The 21,820-nt window shown below is 63.7% G+C and carries 20 protein-coding genes; 5 read left to right on the top strand and 15 right to left on the bottom strand.

The genetic code is table 11. The features are described 5' to 3' along the window. Positions 1-103: 103 nt before the first annotated feature. The 3 genes from FJ426_RS11175 to FJ426_RS11165 are packed head-to-tail and all read right to left on the bottom strand — an operon-like array spanning position 104 to position 3,653. Positions 104-1,132: an ABC transporter permease gene (locus FJ426_RS11175; protein ID WP_181169642.1), complete on the bottom strand. Its 1,029-nt coding sequence runs from the start codon at positions 1,130-1,132 to the stop codon at positions 104-106. Beyond that, positions 1,129-2,121 carry an ABC transporter permease gene (locus FJ426_RS11170; RefSeq protein WP_140522215.1) on the bottom strand — a complete coding sequence of 331 codons (993 nt, stop codon included), beginning with the start codon at positions 2,119-2,121 and terminating at the stop codon, positions 1,129-1,131. Before FJ426_RS11170 ends, FJ426_RS11175 begins: the two co-directional genes overlap by 4 nt. After that, the gene (locus FJ426_RS11165; RefSeq protein WP_140561447.1) at positions 2,118-3,653 is read right to left on the bottom strand and encodes a sugar ABC transporter ATP-binding protein; all 1,536 of its coding nucleotides are present in this window, start codon (positions 3,651-3,653) and stop codon (positions 2,118-2,120) included. Before FJ426_RS11165 ends, FJ426_RS11170 begins: the two co-directional genes overlap by 4 nt. A gap of 641 nt (positions 3,654-4,294) precedes the next feature. Here FJ426_RS11165 and FJ426_RS11155 point away from each other — a divergent pair. Next, positions 4,295-4,732: a GFA family protein gene (locus FJ426_RS11155; protein ID WP_140561450.1), complete on the top strand. Its 438-nt coding sequence runs from the start codon at positions 4,295-4,297 to the stop codon at positions 4,730-4,732. A 27-nt stretch (positions 4,733-4,759) separates the two neighbouring features. Here FJ426_RS11155 and FJ426_RS11150 read toward each other — a convergent pair whose 3' ends face one another. From FJ426_RS11150 to FJ426_RS11095, 12 genes are read right to left on the bottom strand one after another with little or no spacing between them, the layout of a single operon-like run. Further along, a complete protein-coding gene (locus tag FJ426_RS11150; RefSeq protein ID WP_140522223.1) occupies positions 4,760-5,014 on the bottom strand; it encodes a cytochrome C oxidase subunit IV family protein in 255 nt (84 codons plus the stop codon). 5 nt (positions 5,015-5,019) lie between these two features. Beyond that, entirely contained in the window at positions 5,020-5,661 is a 642-nt protein-coding gene (locus FJ426_RS11145) for a cytochrome c oxidase subunit 3 (RefSeq protein ID WP_140561452.1), read from the bottom strand. Continuing rightward, entirely contained in the window at positions 5,658-7,301 is a 1,644-nt protein-coding gene (ctaD, locus tag FJ426_RS11140; protein ID WP_140518010.1) for a cytochrome c oxidase subunit I, read from the bottom strand. The genes FJ426_RS11145 and ctaD overlap by 4 nt, the downstream gene beginning before the upstream one ends. Continuing rightward, a complete protein-coding gene (coxB, locus tag FJ426_RS11135; protein ID WP_140561454.1) occupies positions 7,298-8,257 on the bottom strand; it encodes a cytochrome c oxidase subunit II in 960 nt (319 codons plus the stop codon). The genes ctaD and coxB overlap by 4 nt, the downstream gene beginning before the upstream one ends. Beyond that, the gene (locus tag FJ426_RS11130; protein WP_140556184.1) at positions 8,254-9,006 is read right to left on the bottom strand and encodes an SCO family protein; all 753 of its coding nucleotides are present in this window, start codon (positions 9,004-9,006) and stop codon (positions 8,254-8,256) included. Before FJ426_RS11130 ends, coxB begins: the two co-directional genes overlap by 4 nt. Next, a complete protein-coding gene (locus tag FJ426_RS11125; protein WP_140522231.1) occupies positions 9,003-9,503 on the bottom strand; it encodes a hypothetical protein in 501 nt (166 codons plus the stop codon). Before FJ426_RS11125 ends, FJ426_RS11130 begins: the two co-directional genes overlap by 4 nt. Next, positions 9,496-10,626 carry a hypothetical protein gene (locus FJ426_RS11120; RefSeq protein ID WP_140518007.1) on the bottom strand — a complete coding sequence of 377 codons (1,131 nt, stop codon included), beginning with the start codon at positions 10,624-10,626 and terminating at the stop codon, positions 9,496-9,498. The genes FJ426_RS11125 and FJ426_RS11120 overlap by 8 nt, the downstream gene beginning before the upstream one ends. Next, complete coding sequence (locus tag FJ426_RS11115; RefSeq protein WP_140522234.1) at positions 10,623-11,159, bottom strand: cytochrome c; 537 nt, start codon at positions 11,157-11,159, stop codon at positions 10,623-10,625. Before FJ426_RS11115 ends, FJ426_RS11120 begins: the two co-directional genes overlap by 4 nt. Then, entirely contained in the window at positions 11,156-11,683 is a 528-nt protein-coding gene (locus FJ426_RS11110) for a DUF3341 domain-containing protein (RefSeq protein WP_140518005.1), read from the bottom strand. Before FJ426_RS11110 ends, FJ426_RS11115 begins: the two co-directional genes overlap by 4 nt. Beyond that, positions 11,680-13,053: an NrfD/PsrC family molybdoenzyme membrane anchor subunit gene (nrfD, locus tag FJ426_RS11105; protein ID WP_140561455.1), complete on the bottom strand. Its 1,374-nt coding sequence runs from the start codon at positions 13,051-13,053 to the stop codon at positions 11,680-11,682. The genes FJ426_RS11110 and nrfD overlap by 4 nt, the downstream gene beginning before the upstream one ends. Beyond that, complete coding sequence (locus tag FJ426_RS11100; protein ID WP_140825210.1) at positions 13,046-16,021, bottom strand: TAT-variant-translocated molybdopterin oxidoreductase; 2,976 nt, start codon at positions 16,019-16,021, stop codon at positions 13,046-13,048. Before FJ426_RS11100 ends, nrfD begins: the two co-directional genes overlap by 8 nt. After that, complete coding sequence (locus FJ426_RS11095; protein WP_140496135.1) at positions 16,005-16,661, bottom strand: cytochrome c3 family protein; 657 nt, start codon at positions 16,659-16,661, stop codon at positions 16,005-16,007. The genes FJ426_RS11100 and FJ426_RS11095 overlap by 17 nt, the downstream gene beginning before the upstream one ends. Positions 16,662-16,856: 195 nt before the next feature. On the opposite strand from FJ426_RS11095, the gene FJ426_RS11090 reads away from it, so the two are divergent. The 4 genes from FJ426_RS11090 to FJ426_RS11075 form a co-directional block, all read left to right on the top strand. Beyond that, positions 16,857-19,325, top strand: a complete 2,469-nt coding sequence (locus FJ426_RS11090) for a membrane-bound PQQ-dependent dehydrogenase, glucose/quinate/shikimate family (protein ID WP_140561459.1) — start codon at positions 16,857-16,859, stop codon at positions 19,323-19,325. A gap of 151 nt (positions 19,326-19,476) precedes the next feature. Further along, the gene (locus tag FJ426_RS11085) at positions 19,477-19,629 is read left to right on the top strand and encodes a peptide ABC transporter permease (RefSeq protein WP_140496137.1); all 153 of its coding nucleotides are present in this window, start codon (positions 19,477-19,479) and stop codon (positions 19,627-19,629) included. A 258-nt stretch (positions 19,630-19,887) separates the two neighbouring features. After that, positions 19,888-20,913, top strand: coding sequence for an HlyD family secretion protein (locus FJ426_RS11080; protein ID WP_263496446.1), 1,026 nt, complete (start codon positions 19,888-19,890; stop codon positions 20,911-20,913). Further along, positions 20,910-21,820: DHA2 family efflux MFS transporter permease subunit (locus FJ426_RS11075; protein ID WP_140825209.1), on the top strand; the 911-nt coding region annotated here is incomplete at its 3' end. The genes FJ426_RS11080 and FJ426_RS11075, both read left to right, overlap by 4 nt.

Here is a 21,820-nt window from a genome sequence, read left to right as displayed (position 1 = left end):
TTCGATCAACCTCCCGTTGGAATTTGGCCCTTGCAGGTGCCGGACCAGAGCTTGTGAGAACGTTCTCACAATTGGACAAAACGCATTTCACGCACAGGCATGGTCACTTCCTCCGCGTCAGCATTCGATTTCCGAGATCGGCCAGGAATTCACCGCGCAGCACCAGCAGGGCGGCGACAATGATTGCGCCCTCTATGACGGTGCGCCATCCTTCGTTGAGGCCGATAGCGGAGATAACGGTGCCAAGCGTCGTCAGAAGAATTGCGCCGCCGACCGTCCCGATGAAAGTTCCGCTGCCGCCGAGGATCGAGGAGCCGCCGACCACGACGGCAGCGATGGAAGGCAGCATGTAGCTGTCGCCCATCCTCAGCGTCGCCCCGTTCGAATAGCCCACCAGCATCATGCCGACGAAGCCTGCGCAAGCGGCACTGATCGCATAGGGGACGAGCTCGAGCCGATTGACAGCGACGCCGGCGATGAGAGCGGCGTTCCTGTTGGTGCCAAGGGCGTAGAGCCGGCGGCCGAGCGCAGTGAAATTCTGCAAGAACCAGCCGAACAGGATGAAAGCGACGGTGAAGTAGATGACCAGCGGCACGCCGAGGAACCATTCCTTCATCAGCCACAGCAAGGCGGACGGAGAACCGCCGCGCGGCGTCCCGCTGGTGTAGCCCAGCGCCACCGATGCCACGACGATCGAGGTCGCCATGGTCATGATGAAGGGAGGAACCTTCAGCCAGACAATTCCCAGTCCGCTGATCGTGCCGACCAGCGCGCAAATGACCAGAATGGCCGGCAGCATGTACCAGATGCCGGCATCGCCGCTACCAATCCACGTCGTCGTCAACACGCCGCCGAGCGTGATGAGGGCGGGGACCGATAGGTCGAGCCCACCGATCAGGATGACGAGCCCTTGCCCAAACGACAACACGATCAGGAAGGACGCGAGGATGAGAACCGTCAGCACCTGATCCCAGGAACCCAGCGCCGGACTGATGAAGCGCGAGCACACCACAAGCACGATACTCAGCCCAAATACGACAAGCGTATTGACCACCTCCCGGTCGAGCCTTTGCCTGCCGCGCCGGTCGGAGTTGGCCTCGAAACGCGTCGCAACGTCCTTATGCGCGTTCACCGGATCTCTTCCTTCTTGAGCAGGCGCGCCACGGCGCTGCCGAACACGATCGCAAGCACCAGCACGAAACCTTGGAATATGCCGGTGTAGAAGGACGAGACCCCACCCGAGAAAAGCACCTTCTGCAAAAGCATCAGCGTACCGGCGCCCAGGATCGAGCCAACGAGGCTGCCCCGGCCGCCACTCAACGGCGTGCCGCCGAGCGCCACTGCGGCAAAGGTGAGCATCAGGAATGGCGTGCCGGCTGTCGGATTTCCTGTCGCCGTCTGGGCGCTCAGCATGAAGCCGGCGACGCCGTAAAGGATGCCGGCGCCGACAAAGGCCGTGATGCGTACCCCTGCCACGGGCACGCCGGAGAAGCGAGCCGACTGCTCGTCGGCGCCGATCGCATAGAGGCCGATCCCGGTATTGGTCCGCCGGAAGGCAAGCCAAAGCGCGATGGCGGCAACCAGAAACAGCCCGGCGATCGGGATGATACCGAACAGGGTGTCGGTCAGCGTATAGGTGACGAAGTCGGCAACCATACCGCCAGGCGCGTCCAGGATAACCAGCGCAAGTCCCTGGCAGACGATCATCGTGCCGAGCGTCGCCGCGATGGTCTGCAGTCCAAGCCTGGCCACGAGAATGCCGTTGATTGCGCCGACGGCACCGCCGATCGCACAGCACATCAGGAGGCTGGCCAGCGCACCGCCCGGACCACCGAACGGATAGACCGCCATCAGCACATTGGTCAGCGAGACGACGCCTGCGACGGACAAGTCGAAGCCGCGGCTGATGACGACCAGCGTCTCGCCCGCTGCCGCGAGCGCCAATGGCGTCGAGTTGTTGACGAGATCGGTGAAGGTGTAGACCGAAAGCGCATCCGGTTGCCAGAACGCGTAGAGCGCATAAAGCAGGACATAGATCATCGCCACGATGCCGGTGCCGCTGATGACAGCCCTCCATAACGCGGAGCGGCGGGGCGCGGGATTTGCCTGGACCGCGGTCATGCGGCCACTCCATTCACCGCGCCCGCAGCGTGGCCGATCAGCGCGCCGACGATAGTCGGCTCATCGATGGCATCGCCCTGATATTCGGCGAAGACGCGGCCGCCATAGAGCACCACGCAGCGATGCGCGAGATGGACGAGTTCCGGCAGTTCGGACGAGTAAAAGAGCACCGAGCCGCCATCGGCAGCGAACTTCCGGATCGCCTCGTAGATCGACTGCTTGGTTCCGACATCGACTCCACGCGTCGGATCGAAAAGCAGTAGAGTGCGCGCACCCGTCATCATGACGCGCGCCAGAAGCGCCTTCTGCTGGTTGCCACCGGAAAGCTCATCGATCTTGAACTGCAGATAGCGCTCCTGCAGTTCGACCGCCTCAGCGGTTTTTTTCGCAATGCGACGCTCGCTGGCCGGCCAGACGACGCCACCCTGCGCGATACGCGAAATGATAGGCAACACCATGTTGCTGGCGGTGCTGAGGCCGGCGAAAATCCCTTCCGACTTGCGGTCCTCCGGCAGGTAGGCAAGGCCGTTGCCGAAATGGAGCGCGGCGCCCGGGCTGGCGATCTGGGCGGGCACGCCGTCGATCTCGATGCCGCCGCTTTTCGCCTTGGAGAGGCCGATCATCGTCCTGAACAGGTCGCGTTGGCCCTGCCCCTCGAGCGCGGCGATGCCGACGATCTCACCTCGCCTGACATCAAACGACACGTCGCGCACAATGCCGCCGGAGAGGCCCCGAACGCTGAGCGCGACGGGCGCGGTGTCGGCGACCAAAGGCTGCGAGGCGGTCGTCTCACGCGCGCTTCGGCCGACCATCATCTCGAAAATGTTCTCGTCCGAAGCGCCGGACAACTCGACGGTGCCGATGCTGCGGCCATTGCGCAGGATGGTGGCGCGCGAACACAGGGTGCGCACCTCGCCGAGGCGGTGGGAAATGTAGAGGATGGCGGTCTGCAGGTTCTTCTGCCGGCGCACGAGCTCAAACAGCCATTCGACGTCCGCCAGCGCGGCCGTCGGCTCATCGAGGATCAAGAGCTTCGAGGCATGGGTGAATGCGCGCACGATCTCAAGCCGCTGACGATCCGAAAGCGAAAGCACGCCGACGGGCGTGTCAGGATCAAAGTGGGAGAGAGCGTAGTCGTTAAGAACCTTGCCAGCTGATGCCTTGGCGGTGCGGCGCGAGACGAGACCTAGCTTGCCCTTCGGCATTTTCGGCAGCACGAGATTCTCGGCGATGCTGAGATTCGGCAGCAGGCTGAGTTCCTGAAAGGCCGTCGCCACGCCCTGCGCCCGCGCATCGATGATGCCATGCGGCGCATAAGGCTTGCCGAAGATCGACATGGATCCGCCGTCAGGCGTCACGACGCCGCTGAGGATTTTCACGAGCGTCGATTTGCCGGCGCCGTTCTCGCCCAACAGCGCATGGACTTCCCCTGGCCGCAGATCAATGGAGACGGAATCGAGTGCGACTGTGGGTCCGTAGGATTTTGCAATATTCGCGATGCGAACAGCCAGCCGGATCTCGTCGGTACCCATACCTCCTCCCAAAAGGTAAGTCCGCCGCAGCGGTGAGAACGTTCTCTGAGAACGTTCTCACTAATCCACAAGCACCGCCGGCTTGTCAATTGTGAATCGTTCATTCCTTGTCGAACGCACCAGGCTCCCGGCCTCCGGGCGGCACTTGGCCGTCTTTTGAGTGCTCAGAAGTGGCTGAGCCGGCGCCTTTTCTGGGCGGCTGGTCGGGGGGCGCCCGCCGGGATGGATTCTGCCCCTCGGACTGATGCGTTTTCTCATTCACCTCGCCTGAAGGGCGCGTCAGGCCTTGCCCGGACGCCGGCGGCTTGTTGCCTGCGGCGGCCTGGGAGAATGAATCGGCGGGATCGCCGTCGCTCCTGGCCGGATATTTGGTGGCACCAGTCTCGCGGCGATTTTCGCTTCCAGTCATGGCCGGTCCTCCTTTGGCACAGTCATAACCTGGTTTCGACCGGCAGGTTCCAGCGGCTAGGCCGGAAGCGCAGATTTGAATCCGCCGCCGCTCCTATGGCCGGAAACCAATTTGGCGGCGCTGCGTTGACCCCGCAGGATCAGATCCCCCAACAGCTTCGGAGAAAATTCATGCTCGACCGCAGCGGAAGCGCCGTCCTGACGACCGACAGTCTCTGACAACGGACAGCAACATGGCTCGCATCGAGCGCGGACATTGTTTCTGCGGTGCCGTCACGGCGGTGATGGAAGGAGAGCCCTTCTGGATCTGCTTCGACCATGACGACGATTGCCGGCGGGCGATCGGCGGACCGATGACCATCTGGATCGGCTATCGTCCGCACCAGGTCAAGCTGACCGACGGGAAGCCTAAGACCTTTTCGAAGACGAAGGGAGTCGTCCGCTCCTTCTGCGCCGATTGCGGTACCTCGATCTTCTATGCCGACGAAGGCCTGCGTGACGAACTCTATGTCTCGATCGGCTTCATGGACGCGCCGGAGCGGTTTCCGCCACAGGCACAGGCCTATTGGGATATGCGCCTGCCATTCATCGACATGGCCGACGGCTTGCCCCGCGTCGACGGCTACACGAGGCGCCGCGATCCAGCCTTGGGCAATCCGCGTGACCGTTGATGACGCGCGCCACACTAGCCCCGCAGGCTATTGCCCGATCAGGGTCAGGCCAAAGAGAATGGCCAGCCACAGGCCCACCGCCGCGACCGCGAGCCTGGGGAGGATGCCCTCGCCCGCCAGATGCATGAACAGCAGCGCGATCACCACTGTCTTGGCAGCCGCCGCGGCAAGGTTGATCGCGGAATTGAACCCACCGAGGTCGACAAACGAAGAGCCGACGGTAAGCGCCAGCAAGGCGAGCAGCGCGAGATAGGCGAATGTGAGTTTGGCGAGGTCGCTCATCGTCGTCAGGCCCGGTTGATCAGATAGAGGACCGGGAACAGGAACACCCAGACGATGTCGACGAAATGCCAGTAGAGTCCGATCGCCTGCACGCGGCGCGCCCGGCTCGCCTGCGCGGTCCTCGGCCAGAGCAACAGCATGCCGGCAATCACCGCGATGCCGCCTATCAGATGCAGCGCGTGCAGCGATGTCATGGCGAAATAGAGCGCGAAGAAGAATTCGGCATGGGCCGGATCTGGGCCTGCGAAGCGGAACGGCGCGCCGAGCACCGGCGCCAGGCCCTCGCTGAATTCCTTGCTGTATTCGACGGCCTTGATCACCAGAAAGATGCAGCCAAGCAGGCTCGTGGACATCAAGGCCCAGAAGGCGGGCCGCCAACGCCGGGCAGCCGTGAACATATGGGCAAGCGCCATCGCGAAGCTGCTGGTGATCAGAACCGCCGTATTCAGCGTGCCGAGCGGCAATGACAGATGTTGCGACGCCGCGGCGAATGCCGCGCTATAGCTCAATCGGGCGTAGAGGAACACCAGCACGATCGCGCCGAACAGCATCGCCTCGGAGCCGATGAAAATCCACATGCCGAATGCATCGGCCGCCTTCTCGCGGGCCCGTGTATCGAAGGCAATGCTTTCGGTCGGCCCGCTCATGAGGCTTCGTCCCTGTGCGGGCTGAACGTCTCGTGCCTCAGGCCTTTCATGGCATAGTCATAGGCCGGCCGCCTGACCACGGGCATGGTGTCGAAATTATGCGGGGGCGGCGGCGAAGCCGTCTGCCATTCAAGGCCGGTCGCGCCCCACGGGTTGGCCGGCGCCCGCGTCCCGCGAAACAGCGACCAGCCGAGATAGAGCAGCGGCATAAGATAGCCGACGGCCAGAACGACCGCGCCGGCCGAGGACAATACGTGCCAGAACTGAAACTCCGGCGGATAGGTGTGATAGCGCCGCGGCATGCCGAGAAAACCGAGCACGAATTGCGGGAAGAAAGTCAGGTTGAAGCCGAGGAAGGTCACGGTCGCGGCGATACGGCCCCAGGTTTCGGAATAGACGCGGCCGGTGATCTTCGGCCACCAGAAATGCAACCCCGCCATGTAGGCCGTCACCATGCCGCCGACCATGATGTAATGGAAATGCGCCACGACGAAATAGGTGTCATGAACGTGGACGTCGACGGCGAGAGCGGCCAGGAACAGGCCGGCCAGCCCCCCGAAAGTGAACAGCGCCAGGAAAAACAGCGCATAAAGCATGGGCGTCTCGAAAGTGATTTCGCCCTTGCGCAGCGTCAGCGTCCAGTTGAACACCTTTATCGCCGAGGGGATCGCGACGCAGAACGACAGGAACGAGAACACGATGCCGGCATAGGCCGACTGGCCTGATACGAACATATGGTGACCCCAGACCAGGAAGCCGAACACGGCAATCGCCATCGAAGACATCGCCACCGCCTTGTAGCCGAACAGCGGGCGCTTGCTGAAGCAGGGCAGCACTTCGGAAACCACGCCCATGCCGGGCAGGATCATGATGTAGACCGCGGGATGTGAGTAGAACCAGAACAGATGCTGGAACAGCAGCGGGTCGCCGCCCAGAGCGGGATTGAAGATGCCGATACCGAAGGCACGCTCCAGCACGATCAGGATCAGCGAGGCGGCCAGCACCGGTGTCGCCAGCACCATGACCAGCGCGGTCGCATACATCGTCCAGACGAAGATCGGCAGTCTGAACCAGGTCAGCCCCGGCGCGCGCAACGTGTGGACGGTGACGATGAAGTTGATGCCGGTCATGATCGTCGAGAAGCCGACGATGAAGACACCCAGCGCGGCCATCGAAACGAAGCCGTTGGCATAGAGCGTCGAGAGCGGCGTGTAGAAGGTCCAACCCGTGTCGACACCGCCGGCGAGCACCGCGGCCAGGGCAAAGGCGCTGCCGAAGATGAACACGTACCAGCTGGCAAGATTGAGCCGCGGAAAAGCGAGATCGCGCGCGCCGATCATCAGCGGCAGCAGGAAATTGCCGAGCGTCGCGGGGATCGACGGCACCAGGAAGAACCACACCATGATGATGCCATGCAGGGAAAACAGCCTGTTATAGACATCGTCCGACACCAGATCGCCCGCAGGCGACGCGAGTTCGATCCGGATCATCACGGCAAAGGCACCGCCAAGAAAAAAGAACGCCGTCAGCGACATCAGGTAGAGCCAGGCGACGCGCTTGTGGTCGGTGGTCAAGAGCCAGGCGGCAGGTCCGGCCTCCCCATGCAGATAGCTCGAAGGCGCCAAGGCTTGCCTGCTCATTGGGTCGCCCCGCTTTCCCTGGTTGCTCGCGGCGACAGGGATTTGAGATATGCCAGCAGCATCTGTAGCTCCTGCTCGTCGACAAGGCCGTCAAAGCTCGGCATCACGGGTTCATACCCGGCGGCGATCTCCTTCTTCGGATTGAGGATGGAATCGCGCAAATAGCGGTCGTCGGCAATGACGGTCTGTTGATTGTCCAAGGCCACCGGCCGTCCGAAGACCCCAGCCAGATCCGGCGCCCTCACCTTGCTGGAATTGCCATGGCAGCCGGAGCAGCCGAGCGCGCGGAAGAGTTTTTCGCCGTCGGCCGCAAGCGTTTCACCCTGGCCCTGGTTGCCCACCCACGCCGCATATTCTTGCGGCGGCATCACGGTCACCCAGCCGCCCATCTCCGAATGCTGGGTGCCGCAATATTGCGCGCAGAACAAATGATACCGCCCGGGCTCGCTGGCGATGAACCAGACATGCGTGGTGCGCCCCGGCACCGCGTCCTGCTTGACCCGGAAGGCAGGTACGAAGAATGAGTGGATCACGTCCTGCGATGCCAGCGACACGATCACCGCCTTGCCGACCGGCACATGCAGTTCGTTGATTTCACGCTGGCCGCCAGGATGACGGAACTCCCACATCCATTGCTTGCCAAGGCCGGCGATCTCGAGTGCGTCAAGGGGCGGGTGTTCGCGGCGCAGGAACAGCACGGCTCCCCATCCGAAGATGGTGAAAGCGATCAGCAGGCTGGCGACTGTCCAGGTCACCTCGAGCGGCGTGCTGCGCGCACGCTCCCCCGTTCGCTCCACCTTGGAGCCGGCGCGATATTTGATGGCGTAGAAAACGACCAGGCTGGTCAGGAAGACGCCCAGCGCGACGGTGAAGGCAAGCAGCACGTAGAACAGGGCATCGACACTGCCGGCAATCGAGGAGGCCTGCGGCGGCGTAAAAGGGATGCCGAACGTCAAATCGGCCTCCTTCGCGACAGAACGAGGATGGTGGCGCCAAGGCCAAGCAGCGTCGCCATGCCAGTCACCTTCACGACTGCCCAGACCGCTGGCGTGTACTGGCCCTTTGATGCATCGAAGCCGGCACACAGCAGAAAGACGTGATCGGCGATGGAGCCAAGCCGCCCGGCCGACGCCTCGACCAGGGCAAGCCTGAGATCGCGCGGCTCGAAACTCAGCGCCGGAAGTACTTGCGCGATGCGGCCTTGCGGCGTCAGCGCGATGACCGCGATCGGGTGGACATATTGCGAGATCCGGTCGCGCCGGTCGAATGTGATGCCGGCCTCCACGGCAAGGGCGGCGCCAGCGCCATCCTCGCTGGTCAAGAAGCGCCACGCGGACAACCCTGCCTGACCGGCGGACCGCCCGACTTCGGCTTGGATGGACGCCGCATCCGCGACGGTCTCGGAAGCATCTATCGAGACGAAGAGAGCGTGGTAGGTCGCGGGATCGAGGCCGGTCTTGTTCAGATCCGAGGCAACCGCCTGCTGGGTCACGCCGCAGAGGTTGGGGCATTTGTCGTAACCGAAGATGAGCAGCGCCGGCCGCCCGCCGAGAATGCCGGAAAGCGTCTGCCGTCCGCCCGAAGCCTCGCGGAAGACTGTGTCGAGGCTGACCTGCGCGCCGATCTGCGGTTCGAAAACCGGCCGCGCGCGCACGCTGGCGGTCATTGCAGCCAGGAGCACGAGCGGCAGGACCAAACGCCTCATGGCCTCGCCCCCATGGCCGGTGCGGCCTGGCCCTGCTGCGGCGCCCCGGCGTTTGGCTGCGCCGCGTCCGCTCGGGCGCGGCAAATGCCGGCCTGCGGCGCGCGCGGAACCTGGCCTTCGAGCAAGGCGCAGTCCTCACCGGCCGCAGCGGGCGTTACCGCCTCCGGCAGTCCCTGCGCGGCGATCAGCTTCATGGCGTCGTCGATCGGAATGCGCGCGATGCCACCATTGCGGTCGACCCATGCAAGCATGCCGAGTTCACGATCTTCCTGCTGACGGAACGCGGCAAGATCGGCCCCGGGGAAATCCTGCAAGGCGGGACCTGCGGCGCTGCCGTTCATCTGCGTGCCCGCAAGTGGCCAGAACGGGGCCGTATCGAAAATCAGTCTCAGCCCAAGCGCGGCGAGCGCCAGGAAGACAAGCAGGCCGAGGCCAATGAGCACGAGCGCCCTCGGCCAGACATCGCGTGTTTCGGGATGACGCACGACCTTAGCCACGGGCCAGCCTCCCGCGCCAGACGACGATGCGATCAGGCCTGGTCCAGATATAGACGAAGCACCCGAACCAGATGCCGCCCGCGCCGACCATTGCCGCGAGGTCCGGCCACGACACTCCTGCACCGAGGGCGGACAAAGCCGGCCGGACGCGCCAGGCGACATCGGCGAAATGTCCGGCCAGCAGGAACGCGCCGAGCCCTATCAGGCCAACGCGGCTGCGCTTGACGGAGCGGTTCAGGAAACCGGCGAAGGGCAAGGCAAATTGCAGCGCGATCAGCAGCCAAAGCAGATACTGCCAGCCATTTCGACCACGGATGACATACCAATGGATTTCGTCGGGCAGGTCGCCGCCCCAGACGACCAGCCACTGCATGAATGCCAGATAGGCCCAGATGAGCATGAAGCCGAACATCATGTTGGCGAGGTCTTCGCCGAGCGCCACGTCCTCCTCGCCACCCGGCGCCGACTCGATCGCACGGCCGGCCGAGAGCACCGCCAGCGCCAGCCCGCACACGCCGACGACCTCGGCCGCCGCTTCGAGCATCGCATAGATGGTGGAGGAAAAATCCGGCTCTATCGACATCATCCAATCGATGGCAAACACCGTCACGGCAAAGCCGTGCGCGACGAGCCCGATGGCGTAGCCGCCGCCGGTCCTGCTTGCGGCCGAACCGGGCGCCGTCCAGCCAAGTACAAGCCAGGCCAGCGCCAGCCAGACGACAGCATAGACGATGAAACGAACGACGAAGAATGGCACGTTGAGATAGGTCATTTTCTGGCGCACCGCTTCCGTCAGCGCCGGGTCGGCTCCTGCCCAGGGAAAGACCAGATCGAGCCGCGCAAGCACCGGCAGCATCAACAGCAGCGCGACAGGCAAGGTCGCGACGGCGGCCCGCAGCGGCGGCCGCAACGCGTCGCCCCAGCGCCCCCCGGTCAGGCCGTGCACCATGAGCAGGGTCATTGCGCCAAGCGGCAATCCGAGCAGGAACACCGCCGTCATCAGCCAGCCGGCCAGTGTCGCGCGCGGGGCGACGAACAGCCCGGCCGCGCACAGAGAGAGCCCTGCGGCGGCGGCTGCGAGCAGCAGGACGAGGTGGTCGTCGGGCCGGGCGGCGCGCTTCATCGTGCCGCCTCGGCATCGAGTTTCGCGCGAAGGGATTCGGGCAGCGTGCCGGCCGCAGCATGTCGCGAATATTGCAGCGCCCGGATATAGGCCACGATCGCCCAGCGGTCCCGCGGCTCGACACGCGCGGCATAGGGATACATCGCACCGTAACCGTCGGTGATGACGTCGTAGAAATGCCGGTCCGGCGCCTTGCGCAGCGCATCTTGATGGTAGGTCGGAGGCGGCGGGAAACCACGCCTGACCACCATCCCGTGCCCGTCGCCGGTGCGGCCATGGCAGGGAGAGCAGAATATATCGAAGCGTTGCTGCCCACGCTGAAGCAGCGCCATGGTGATCGGGTACGGGAATTTGTCCGGCGTCGCCGCCAGGTCGGCGTCGCGCGTCACCGTGCCTTCGACCGGTGTCCTTGCCGACATGCCGTCGGCGAACTCTCTGCTGGTTTCGAGCGGATCGTAGCGAGGCTGGTCGGCCATGTCCTGCTTGCAGGCGCCGAGGAGCAGGCAAACCGGCAAAAGCAGCCGCGGGTTCATATCGCCACCTCTTCGACCGTCTCGGCGCCAAGCCGTGTCAGCTGCCCCTTGGTGACGCCCTTGCGGTATTTCGGGTCGGTGGCCTCGATCAGCAGGTAGAACTTGCCGCCGCTCGCGTAGGTGAAGCTCTCGGCGTTGAAGACGGGGTGATAATATTGCGGCAGCCGGTTCTCGGCCAGCATGCCGAAGAAGCCGGCAAACACGCTGGCCAGGATCGCGGCTTCGAAGGCGATGACCGTGAACGGCGGCCAGGAATGCAGCGGCCGGCCGCCGACATTGACCGGATAGTCGATCTCGACGGAATAAAGGATCAATGCATAGACCAGCACGCCGCCGGCGACGCCACCCGCCAGCATGACCCATGGCAGCCGTGTCTTTCGCATGCCCAATATGTCTGTCAGGCCGTGCACCTCGAACGGCGAGAACGCATCCATATGCCGGTACCCCTTGTCGCGCATCGCTTGCGCCGCCCTGGTCAGCGCATCCGGATCGGCGAAAGCCGCGATGACGCCATGGACGCTCATGCCGCGCCGCCTTTCTGCTCGGCCAGTCCCTCGACCTCGAAGATGGTTATCGCCGGCAGGATGCGGATAAACAGGAAGACCAGCGCGAAGAAGGTGCCGATCGATCCGAGCAGGATGCCGAAATCGAGCCAGGTCAGCGACTGCTCGCCCCAGGACGACGGCAGGTAGTCGCGGCTCGGGCCGGTCACCACGATGATGTAGCGCTCCAGCCACATGCCGATGTTGATGACCAGAGCGATCGAAAACAGCAGCGGCATATTGGATCGCACACGGCGAAACCAAAGCAGTTGCAGCACCGCGCAATTGCAGAAGAGCATGGTCCAGAACAGCGGCGCATAAGGGCCGACGGCGCGCTGGACCATCATCGCGCGCTCGTAAGGCTCCCCCGAATACCAGGAGAAGAACGCTTCCGATGCATAGCCGTAAATGACGACCATGCCGGCCGCGATCATCAGTTTGGCGGCGTTGTCCATGTGGCGCGGCGTGATCAGGTCTTCCACAGCGAATGCCCAGCGCAAGGGAATGGCTATGGTCAGCACCATGGCGAAGCCGGAAAGGAGCGCGCCGGCGACGAAATAGGGCGGAAAGATCGTCGAATGGAAGCCCGGCGTGATGGCGAAGGTGAAATCGAGAGCGACGATCGAATGAACCGAAACGACCAGCGGTGTTGCGAGTGCCGCCATCAGGAAATAGACCGTTCGGTATCGCGCCCAATGATAGGCCGAGCCGCGCCAGCCAAGCGCGAGGACGCCGTAGAAAAGTTGCCCGCCACGCGACTTCGCCCGGTCGCGCAGCACGCCGAGATCAGGCAGCAATCCCGTGTACCAGAACAGCAGCGAGACGGTGGCGTAGGTGGAAATCGCGGCGAAGTCCCAGACCAGCGGGCTGCGCCATTGTGGCCAATGCATGTGGGTGTTGGGCAGGGGCAGGAGCCAATAGAAGAACCACGGCCGGCCAAGATGCAGGATAGGGTAGAGGCCGGCCATCGCCACGGCAAACAGCGTCATCGCCTCGGCGAAGCGGTTGATCGAGGCGCGCCAGGGCTGGCGCAGCAGCAGCAGCACCGCCGAGATCAGCGTACCGGCATGGCCAATGCCGATCCACCACACGAAACTTGAGATCATCGTGCCCCAGACCACGGGAATGTTGACCCCATAGGCGCCAACGCCGACCGAGACCAGGTAGGTGATGGAATAGAGGAACAGCAATACGAAGGCGAAGCAGACGAAGAACGCCGACCAGAAGAACCGCGGCAACTTCCCTTGCAGGACCACCGCGCTGATACGGCCGCTGATCTCTGGAAAATCGTGACGCCCGCGCAGCACAGGTGTCATGCCTTTGCTCGTCCTGCGGGCGGCCACGTCAGCCATCGCCGCCCTCCGAGCCGGATGTCGCGGCGAGCCTGTCGTTAGGGTTGCTGACCTTGCCCAGATAGGTGGTGCGCGGTCTTGTGTTCAGTTCTTCGAGCAGCGCGTAATTGTGTGGCGAGGCCTTTTCCTGGACGACCTGCGAATCCTTCCTATTGAGATCGCCGAAGGTGATGGCCTGTGTCGGGCACGCCTGCTGGCAGGCGGTGACGATCTCACCGTCCTCGATCTCCCGGTTCTCGATCTGGGCGCGGATCCGTTTTTGCGAAATGCGCTGTACGCAGTAGCTGCATTTTTCCATGACGCCGCGCGAACGCACGGTGACATCGGGATTGTGGACGGCCTGCTCCGGTCCCGCGCTGTCCTTGTCGAACTCCTGGTACTCCAGGAAATTGAACCGCCGCACCTTGTAGGGACAGTTCTGCGAACAGTAGCGCGTGCCGATGCAGCGGTTGTAGACCTGCGCGTTCAGACCGTCATGCGTATGGATGGTCGCATTGACCGGACAGACGACCTCGCACGGGGCCTTCTCGCAATGCATGCACGGCACCGGCTGGAAGAACATGTCCGGATCGTCGATCCCGCCCGCATAGTAGCGGTCGACGCGCAGCCAGTGCATTTCGTGGCCGAGTGCCGCCTCGTCCGGCCCCACCGTTGCGATGTTGTTCTCGGCCTGACAGGCCGACACGCAGGCCATGCAGCCGATGCAGGCCGACAGGTCTATCGACATGCCCCAGGCTTCCTGGTCATAGCTCCAGTCGGGGTAGAGCGATTCCACGGGCGCTGGGGGCGCGTGGGCGCGCACGAAATGGGGATTTGCCCTGAACGCATCGAGCGAAGCATGGCGGATGATCGCCCTGCCCTCCATCGCTTGATGATGCTGGGTCGTGACTACACGCGCCGAACCGCCGCGCGGGCTCAGGACGACATCGTCGGCAAACCATGGCGCATCGCTGGTCCGGATCGCGAAGGCGTCGTAGCCGCCTGCGAGTGCCGCCACCGAGCCGGCCTTGCGTCCAAAACCGAGCGACAGCGTCACTGTGTCGTCAGGCTGTCCCGGCGTGATCCAGACGGGTGCGTCCAGCGTCCTGCCGTCCCGCGCCAAGTTGACCACCTGCCCGTTTTCGAGCCTCAGGCGCTGCGCGGTGGCTGGCGAGACCAGCGCCGCATTGCCCCAGACGAGCTTGCTTAACGGCCGGGGCAATTCCTGAAGCCAGGATGAATTGGCGTGGCGGCCGTCGCGAAGCCAGGGATCGGCGACGAAGCGAACCTCCAACCCTTTGGTGGCGGCATTGGGTTCCGAGCCATCGCTATCCGGCGGTGCCGAAACGGCAGCGGGACCAGCAGCAGTGTTCGGCACGATGCCGTCGCGCAGCGCCTTGCGCCAGGCCACCTCGTCCATGGCGGCCCACGTCCGGCGCACCGGTGCCTGCGCATTGGCGCCGAATTCACCGCCCAGCGCGGCAAGCAACTGATGCAGGCCCTTGCCACCGAACAGAGGCTCTATGAGCGGCTGCACGATCGAGACCGTACCGTCATAGGCCCGGATATCGCTCCAGCTCTCCAACTCGTGCGCGGCTGGGATATGCCAGCGAGCCAGAAACGCCGTCTCATCGCGGTAGAGCCCCCAGTGGACAAGAAGCTTCAGGCTCGAAAAGGCCTTCCGCGCATCGATCTCCGATGGTGCCGTGTGCAGGGGATTGGCGCCGAGCACGACGACCTTGTCGACCGAACCACCCGTTATGGCCCGGCAGAGCGCGGCAAGATCGCCATCCGCCGGCATGGCATCAGGCGGCTCGATCAATTGCAGCGTGTTGCCAAGGGCACCAAGCCTGGCGTTCAGCGCGAAGGCCAAGGCATGCACGAACGGTGCCTGGTGCGCTCCGGGCACCACAAGCGCATTGCGGCCGGCGCTGCGCAGATCGTCGACAAGCGCGTTTATCCATTCCGGATCGAGCGGCGACAAGCCGACCGCGGCATTGTCGCCATCAAGGGCGGCCTTGATCGCCGCCGCAACGCTTGCGACGGCGCTTGGCCTGACGGCATGGCGATGGTCGGCGGCAGCACCCGTGATGGTAGGAGTCGTCTCGACGACATAGAGGCGGCTCATCGTGTCCGTCGATTTGCGCACCCGCCGCCGCTGCGCGAAATCACGAGCATAGGCCAGGCGCCCCGGCCCATCGCCCAGGAAATCGGCATCCAGGCTGACGATCACATCGGCGCGGTCGAAACGGTAGATCGCCGTCAACGGCCTGCCGAACAATGTACCCGTTGCCTGTTCACCGGAACTGGCCGCAAGCGGATCGTGGCGGAAGACGCGAAGTCTGGGATAGCGCGCCCTCAGCGCCGCGATCTGCGCCTTCGTCGTCGGCGATGTCGTCGCCTCGAGCAGCAGTGCCAGCCCTTGCCCGCCTGAAGCGAAGAATTCACCAGCCAGTCCGGCGATATCTTTCAGGAACTCATCGTAACTTGCAGGCTCGCCCAGCTTGAGCGGCGTGCGAGATCGCTCGGGATCGAACAGCGACAACACCGCCGCCTGCATGACGGCATCGGTGGCGCCGCGCGATGCCGGATGATCCGGGTTGCCCTCGACCTTTGTCGGCCGGCCCTCATGGCTCTCGATCACGGCTCCGATGCCGTAGCCGTCGCTGGAGAGGGCTGTCGCGTAGTAGAGCGGCCGGCCGGGAATGATGTTCTCCGGCTGGCGGACATAAGGCACGATGCTCTCGGCCTCGCTGCAGGCGGCCAGTCCGGCCAGCGACAGCGATGCACCCATCAGTTTCAGGACGGTGCGCCGGTCGAAGCCAGGCTGAAGGCGATCGGCCATCGCGGGGAATTCCGCCTCCACAAAGCGCTGGAACTCCGCCGTGTCAGCCAGTTCGCCCATGCTTCGCCATGGCTCGCGCCCCGCCGCGGCGAGCCGCAATGCCGCAAGATCGAAAGCCGGATTTCGGTCAACGGTGGCAGACATAGCAATCCGTCATGGTCTCGGGATGAATGTCGAGCACGCCGATCAGGGAACGCCGGATCTGCTCGATGTCGTCAGGCGGCTTCCAGTGCATCAGGAAAACGTCCCGCGGCGGGCGAAGGTTGGGACCTGGGTCGCGGTGGCAGCCAAGGCACCATTCCATCGACAATGAATGCGCCCGTCGCGTCAGCGGCATGTCGTCGACCGCGCCATGGCAGGTCTCGCAGGCGACGCCCTTCGCGATATGGATGGAGTGGTTGAAGTAAACGAAATCCGGCACCGAATTGACCCGCTGCCATTGCAGCGGCTGTCCCGAAGCGAGACTTGCGCGCACCGGCGCCAACATCTCGGCATTGGTGAAGAGCTGCGAATGACAGGTCATGCACACTTCTGTCGCCGGCAGCCCCGCCGAGGCTGATGTCTCGACCCCGTTGTGGCAATAACGACAGTCCAGTCCGATATCGCCGACATGATGCTTGTGGCTGAACGGAACGGCCTGGGCCACCGGTTGCCCCACGCCGGTAACGAACCCTGAACGCAAAAACGCCGTGCCGCCGACGGCCGCCAGAAGCGCGAAACAGCAAACACCCCACAGAAAGAAGCGGGCAATCCCATTGGCGTTGCTGGAAAAGACCTGCGGCATCCTCGCCGATTTTTCGCTTGGAACAAGCTTTTGGATCGAGCGCCTAACGGCGGCAAAGCGACAAAGGTTCCGTCGGCGCGGAATGCTCACAAAATGGTGAGTTGGGAGCACCCTCGAAAACCGCGGCCGATCGCAACCATGCGGGACGGCCAGCGTTCGAAACAATCATGAGCCTGTCGTAATGGAAATGCTGTCATGACTTCTGCCAATCCGAATCTCGCCGACAGGCGTCGCTCCGGCGTCGCCTTCTGGTGGACTATCTTCGTGGGTGTGCTGCTGGCAATACTTGGTTTGCTGATCGGCGCAGGCGGCGCCTGGCTCGTCGCGCTGGGCGGCTCCTGGTACTATTTGCCCACCGGAGTGACTCTCCTGGCGGCGGGTGTTTTGCTTTTGAGCGGCAATGCCGCCGGAGTCTGGCTCTACGTCCTGACCTGGATCGCGACGCTCGCCTGGGCTTATTGGGAAGTTGGCATGGACGGCTGGGGGTTGATGCCCCGGGTGCTCGCGCCGACGGTCATCCTGATCTTCGTTCTTTTGACCTTGCCTGCCTTTCGCGCCGGGCACGCGAAACGGGTTCGCGACCGCGGCTGGGCGACCGCATCCGCTGCCCTTTTCATTGTCGGCTGCGCGATCGGGCTTCAGCATTTCACGCCCTCGGCACAATCCCAGGAGGCATCCCCGGTTGCCCCGGTCACGCCACCCGCCGCAGGAAGCGCATCTGGTCAGTCTCCGGTCAGCCCTCAGCCCAATGTCGCCATACACGAGGCTGGACCGAATTGGCCCGTCTATGGCGGCTCGGAACTTGCCACCCGCTATTCGCCTCTCAAACAGATCACCGCCGACAACGTCGCGAAGCTGACCAAAGTTTGGGATTTCCACACGGGCGATATGCCAAGCAAGGCGGCGACCGACAAATACTCCCCGGAAAACACCCCCCTCGAAGTGGACGGGCACCTGTTTGCATGTTCGGCCAAGGGCATCGTCAGCTCGGCCAACGCGGCAACCGGCAAGGAGGAGTGGCGCTATGATCCGAAGGTATCCGACGCCGCCATCCCATACGGTGCCAGTTGCCGGGGCGTCGCCTACTACGCCGTTCCGGGTACAAGCGCCGATCGACCATGCGCAACACGCATCCTGTGGGGCACGCTCGATGCAAGGCTGATTGCCATCGACGCCAGGACCGGGAAGGCATGTGGCGATTTCGGCCAGCAGGGCGTCGTCGATCTCACCCAGGGGCTCGGCAAGACCGTGCCCGGCTGGTATTCGGTGACGGCGCCTCCGACCATCGTGCGCGGCATTGCCGTGCTTGGCGCCCAGGTGCAGGACGGCCAGGCCGAGGATGCGCCGTCAGGCGTCGTGCGCGGCTATGACGTGGTGTCGGGGAGACTGGTCTGGGCTTGGGACATGGGCCATCCGGACCGCACGGGCGCACCGCCCCAGGGCGATACCTACACGCGCGGCACGCCGAACATGTGGACCGTGGCCGCCGCCGATCCGCAGCTCGGCTATGTTTTCCTGCCGCTCGGCAACGCCGCCGTCGACTATTATGGTGTCGATCGCAAGGACTTCGAAAACCAATACAATTCCTCAATCGTCGCCATCGATGTCACGACGGGCAAGCCGGTCTGGCATTTTCAGACCGTCCATCACGACCTTTGGGACTATGACCTCGGTTCGCAGCCGACACTCGTCGATTTTCCGTCAGTCAATGGAAAGGTTCCCGCAATCATCGTGCCCAGCAAGCAGGGCCAGATCTATGTGCTCGACCGCAAGACCGGAAAATCGCTGTTCCCGGTCGAAGAACGGCCGGTGCCGTCGGGCGGCGTCGAACCAGAGAAATTGTCCAGGACGCAGCCTTATTCCGGCTATGCCCATCTCGACCAGCCTGTGCTGACCGAGAAGGATATGTGGGGCATGAGTCCGCTCGACCAGCTCTACTGCCGCATCCAGTTCCGGCAGGCTTCCTACCAGGGCGAATACACGCCTCCGACGGTGGACAAGCCTTTCATCGAATATCCCGGCTACAATGGCGGCTCCGACTGGGGAAGCGTTGCCGTCGACACCGACGCCGGCATCCTGGTCGCCAATTACAACGACATGCCCAACTATGATCAGTTGATACCGCGCCAAAAGGCGGACCAGATAGGCTTCAGGTCGATCGAACAGGGCGGCGCTTCGAAAAGGGCCAAGGACATGGGTGACCCGCAGATGGGTTCGCCGTACGCCATTGCCGTCAACGCGGGCTGGCGCCTCTCGACGGGGCTGCTTTGTTCCGAGCCGCCTTACGGCCATATCCGTGCCATCGAGCTGAAGACAGGCAAGACGCTCTGGGACAAGCCGCTCGGCGAGGCGGTCGAGAATGGCCCTTGGCGCATCCCGTCCATGCTGCCGCTGGATATCGGCACGCCAAACAATGGCGGGCCGCTCGTGACCGCCGGCGGCCTGATCTTCATCGCGGCGGCGACGGACGACAAGCTGCGCGCCATCGACATCAAGACCGGCAAGGTGGTCTGGCAGACGGATCTGCCCGCTGGCGGCCAGACCACCCCGATGACCTATGAGGTCGGCGGCCGGCAATATGTCGTCATCGCGCCCGGCGGTCATCATTTCATGGAGACGAAGGTCGGCGACGACGTGATCGCCTATGCGTTGCCGGCCGACTGATGGCGCTCCCGGCGTGGCCCGGACTGGCTTGCGCTTGTCGGCTGGCAAAGCGTGACCCCGGCCGTCAGCCCCCGTGATTTCTGGGGAACCTTGCCGGGATGAGCAGGTTTAGCTGCCTGAGACACTCCAAATTCGTCGGAAGGAGCAGCTCATGAGCAACGATCCCGACAAGGAGGGGCCTGTTTTTTCCGCAGAGGATGCGCGGCAAGGCGAGATTATCCTGCGAACGCGAACGCGCCGTATCATCTTCATTGCGGGACTTGTCGGCATCGTGCTGGTGATGATGCTGCTGCACTTCGCCTAGCGCGGCCGGCCACAAACCCTCAATCTGAAACAGGAACTTTTTCGGACGCGGGTCCGTTGATTTACGTCCTTCCAGTACGCGGCCTTTGCCGCACCAACCCTACCGCGGACCGCTAACGTGGACACGAACTCTCCAGACGTCGCACCGGTCGACGAAAGACCTCAAACAAAACGTCGCCCCGATGCACGACCGAAGCGCGCCTCGTCGCGCCCACAACCGAAACAGGACCTCGATGCTTCCGCCGGGAACAAAGAGGGCCTGTTCGGCTCGCTCAGGCGGCACCCCTACGTCACCGCGGCGGTCATCCTTGTTCTGCTGCTGGCATCGGCCGCAGCGATAATCTGGTGGCTCCAGGCGCGACAGTATGAATGGACCGACGATGCCTTCATCGACGCCCGTACCGTAACCATAGGTGCCGAAATCGCCGGCCGCATCACCGATGTGGCGGTGACCGACAATCAGAGCGTAAAGGCCGGCGATGTCCTGCTGCGCATCGATGACAGGGATTATCAGGCATCCCTCAAGCAGGTTCAGGCGCAGGTGGCGCAGGCCGACGCCGAAACCGCTGACATCGCAGCCCAGATCGAAGCGCAGCAGGCCAAGGTGGACCAAGCCCAGAAGCAGGTGTCGCAAGGCCGGGCAGCGCTTGATTTCGCGAAAGCCGAAAATCAGCGCAACAGCGAATTGCTTGCCAAGGGAACCGGAACGCTGCAGCAGGCGCAACAGGCTGCCTCGACGCTTCGCCAGGCCCAGGCGATGCTCGACAGCTCGCAGGCGAACGTCGTGGCGGCCCAGAGACAAGTCGCCGTCCTCGAGGCCCAGCGCAAAAGCGTGGCGGCAAAACTCGACCAGGCCCATGCCAGCGAAGAGCAGGCCCGCACCGCGCTTTCCCGCACCTCGATCACCGCTCCGGTGGCCGGACGGGCGACGAACATATCCGCCGCCGTGGGCGCATATGCCCAACCGGGGGAAGTGCTGATGATGTTCGTGCCCGAGGACGTGTGGGTGAAGGCCAACTTCAAGGAAACACAACTCGACCTTATGCGGCCTGGCCAGCCCGTCGAGATCGATATCGACGCCTACCCGGAGCAGACCTTCAGGGGCCACGTCGACAGCATCCAGGCCGGCAGCGGAACCGCTTTCAGCCTGCTGCCCGCAGAGAACGCGACCGGCAATTTCGTCAAGGTGGTGCAGCGCGTGCCCGTGAAGATCGTCTTCGACAAGAAGACCGGCCTGCTGCTCGGGCCCGGCATGTCCGTCGTGCCGACGGTCAAGGTGCGATGACCGGCCAGGCGACCGCGCAAGCCGGCGAAAGCCGGTCCGCCGCGGGCGGGCGCAATCCCTGGCTTATCGCCATCGTCGTCTCCATCGCCACCTTCATGCTGGTGCTCGATACGTCCATTGCCAATGTGGCGCTGCGCAACATAGCCGGCAGCCTCGCGGCCGGAATGGACGAAAGCACCTGGATCATCACCACCTATCTGGTCGCCAATTCCGTCATCATCCCGATCAGCGGCTGGCTCGCCGGCGTGATCGGCCGCAAACGCTACTACATGATCTGCGTCGCTACCTTCACGCTCGCGTCGCTGCTCTGCGGCCTCGCGCCGAACCTGGAAATGCTGATCCTGTTTCGCATCCTTCAGGGACTGGGCGGCGGTGGGATGGCACCCAGCGAGCAGTCGATCCTCGCCGATACTTTCCCGCCCGAAAAACGCTCGCAGGCCTTCGCGCTCTACGGCATCGCCGTCATCGTTGCACCGACGGTCGGGCCGACCATCGGCGGCTGGCTGACCGACCATTTCTCCTGGCACTGGATCTTCTTCATCAACGTGCCCTTCGGCATCATGTCGTTGGCCCTTGTGCAATGGCTGCTGGTCGAACCAGACGTGCTGGAGCGCGAGCGCCAGGAGAGGCTGAAGGATGGCCTCAAGATCGACTGGATCGGCTTCATCTTCGTCGTGCTGGCGCTCGGATCCCTTGAGATCTTCCTTGACGAGGGCCAGCGCAACGACTGGTTTGCGTCGGGCTTCATCACGACATTCGCCGTGATCTCGGCCGTCTCGTTCTTTTTCCTGATCCCCTGGGAGTTTCGCCATCGCGATCCGATCGTCGACATGCGGCTGGTTTTCACCCGCCAGTTCGGCACATCCTTCCTGGTGATGATGGCGGTCGGCGCGGTGCTGTTCAGCAC

Source organism: Mesorhizobium sp. B2-6-4, from assembly GCF_006441495.1.
In the GTDB taxonomy this organism is placed as follows: domain Bacteria; phylum Pseudomonadota; class Alphaproteobacteria; order Rhizobiales; family Rhizobiaceae; genus Mesorhizobium.
Note: the sequence above shows the minus strand (reverse complement) of the source record. Positions and strands in the feature narration are given on the sequence as shown.

Bases quoted from the DNA above. Each gene is read 5' to 3' on its own strand.
- FJ426_RS11115 (WP_140522234.1), bottom strand. From the start codon at position 11,159: ATGAACCCGCGGCTGCTTTTGCCGGTTTGCCTGCTCCTCGGCGCCTGC.
- ctaD (WP_140518010.1), bottom strand. From the start codon at position 7,301: ATGAGCAGGCAAGCCTTGGCGCCTTCGAGCTATCTGCATGGGGAGGCC.
- nrfD (WP_140561455.1), bottom strand. From the start codon at position 13,053: ATGGCTGACGTGGCCGCCCGCAGGACGAGCAAAGGCATGACACCTGTG.
- FJ426_RS11155 (WP_140561450.1), top strand. From the start codon at position 4,295: ATGGCTCGCATCGAGCGCGGACATTGTTTCTGCGGTGCCGTCACGGCG.
- FJ426_RS11120 (WP_140518007.1), bottom strand. From the start codon at position 10,626: ATGAAGCGCGCCGCCCGGCCCGACGACCACCTCGTCCTGCTGCTCGCA.
- FJ426_RS11170 (WP_140522215.1), bottom strand. From the start codon at position 2,121: ATGACCGCGGTCCAGGCAAATCCCGCGCCCCGCCGCTCCGCGTTATGG.
- FJ426_RS11100 (WP_140825210.1), bottom strand. From the start codon at position 16,021: ATGTCTGCCACCGTTGACCGAAATCCGGCTTTCGATCTTGCGGCATTG.
- FJ426_RS11090 (WP_140561459.1), top strand. From the start codon at position 16,857: ATGACTTCTGCCAATCCGAATCTCGCCGACAGGCGTCGCTCCGGCGTC.
- FJ426_RS11145 (WP_140561452.1), bottom strand. From the start codon at position 5,661: ATGAGCGGGCCGACCGAAAGCATTGCCTTCGATACACGGGCCCGCGAG.
- FJ426_RS11150 (WP_140522223.1), bottom strand. From the start codon at position 5,014: ATGAGCGACCTCGCCAAACTCACATTCGCCTATCTCGCGCTGCTCGCC.
- FJ426_RS11085 (WP_140496137.1), top strand. From the start codon at position 19,477: ATGAGCAACGATCCCGACAAGGAGGGGCCTGTTTTTTCCGCAGAGGAT.
- FJ426_RS11110 (WP_140518005.1), bottom strand. From the start codon at position 11,683: ATGAGCGTCCATGGCGTCATCGCGGCTTTCGCCGATCCGGATGCGCTG.
- FJ426_RS11165 (WP_140561447.1), bottom strand. From the start codon at position 3,653: ATGGGTACCGACGAGATCCGGCTGGCTGTTCGCATCGCGAATATTGCA.
- FJ426_RS11130 (WP_140556184.1), bottom strand. From the start codon at position 9,006: ATGAGGCGTTTGGTCCTGCCGCTCGTGCTCCTGGCTGCAATGACCGCC.
- FJ426_RS11095 (WP_140496135.1), bottom strand. From the start codon at position 16,661: ATGCCGCAGGTCTTTTCCAGCAACGCCAATGGGATTGCCCGCTTCTTT.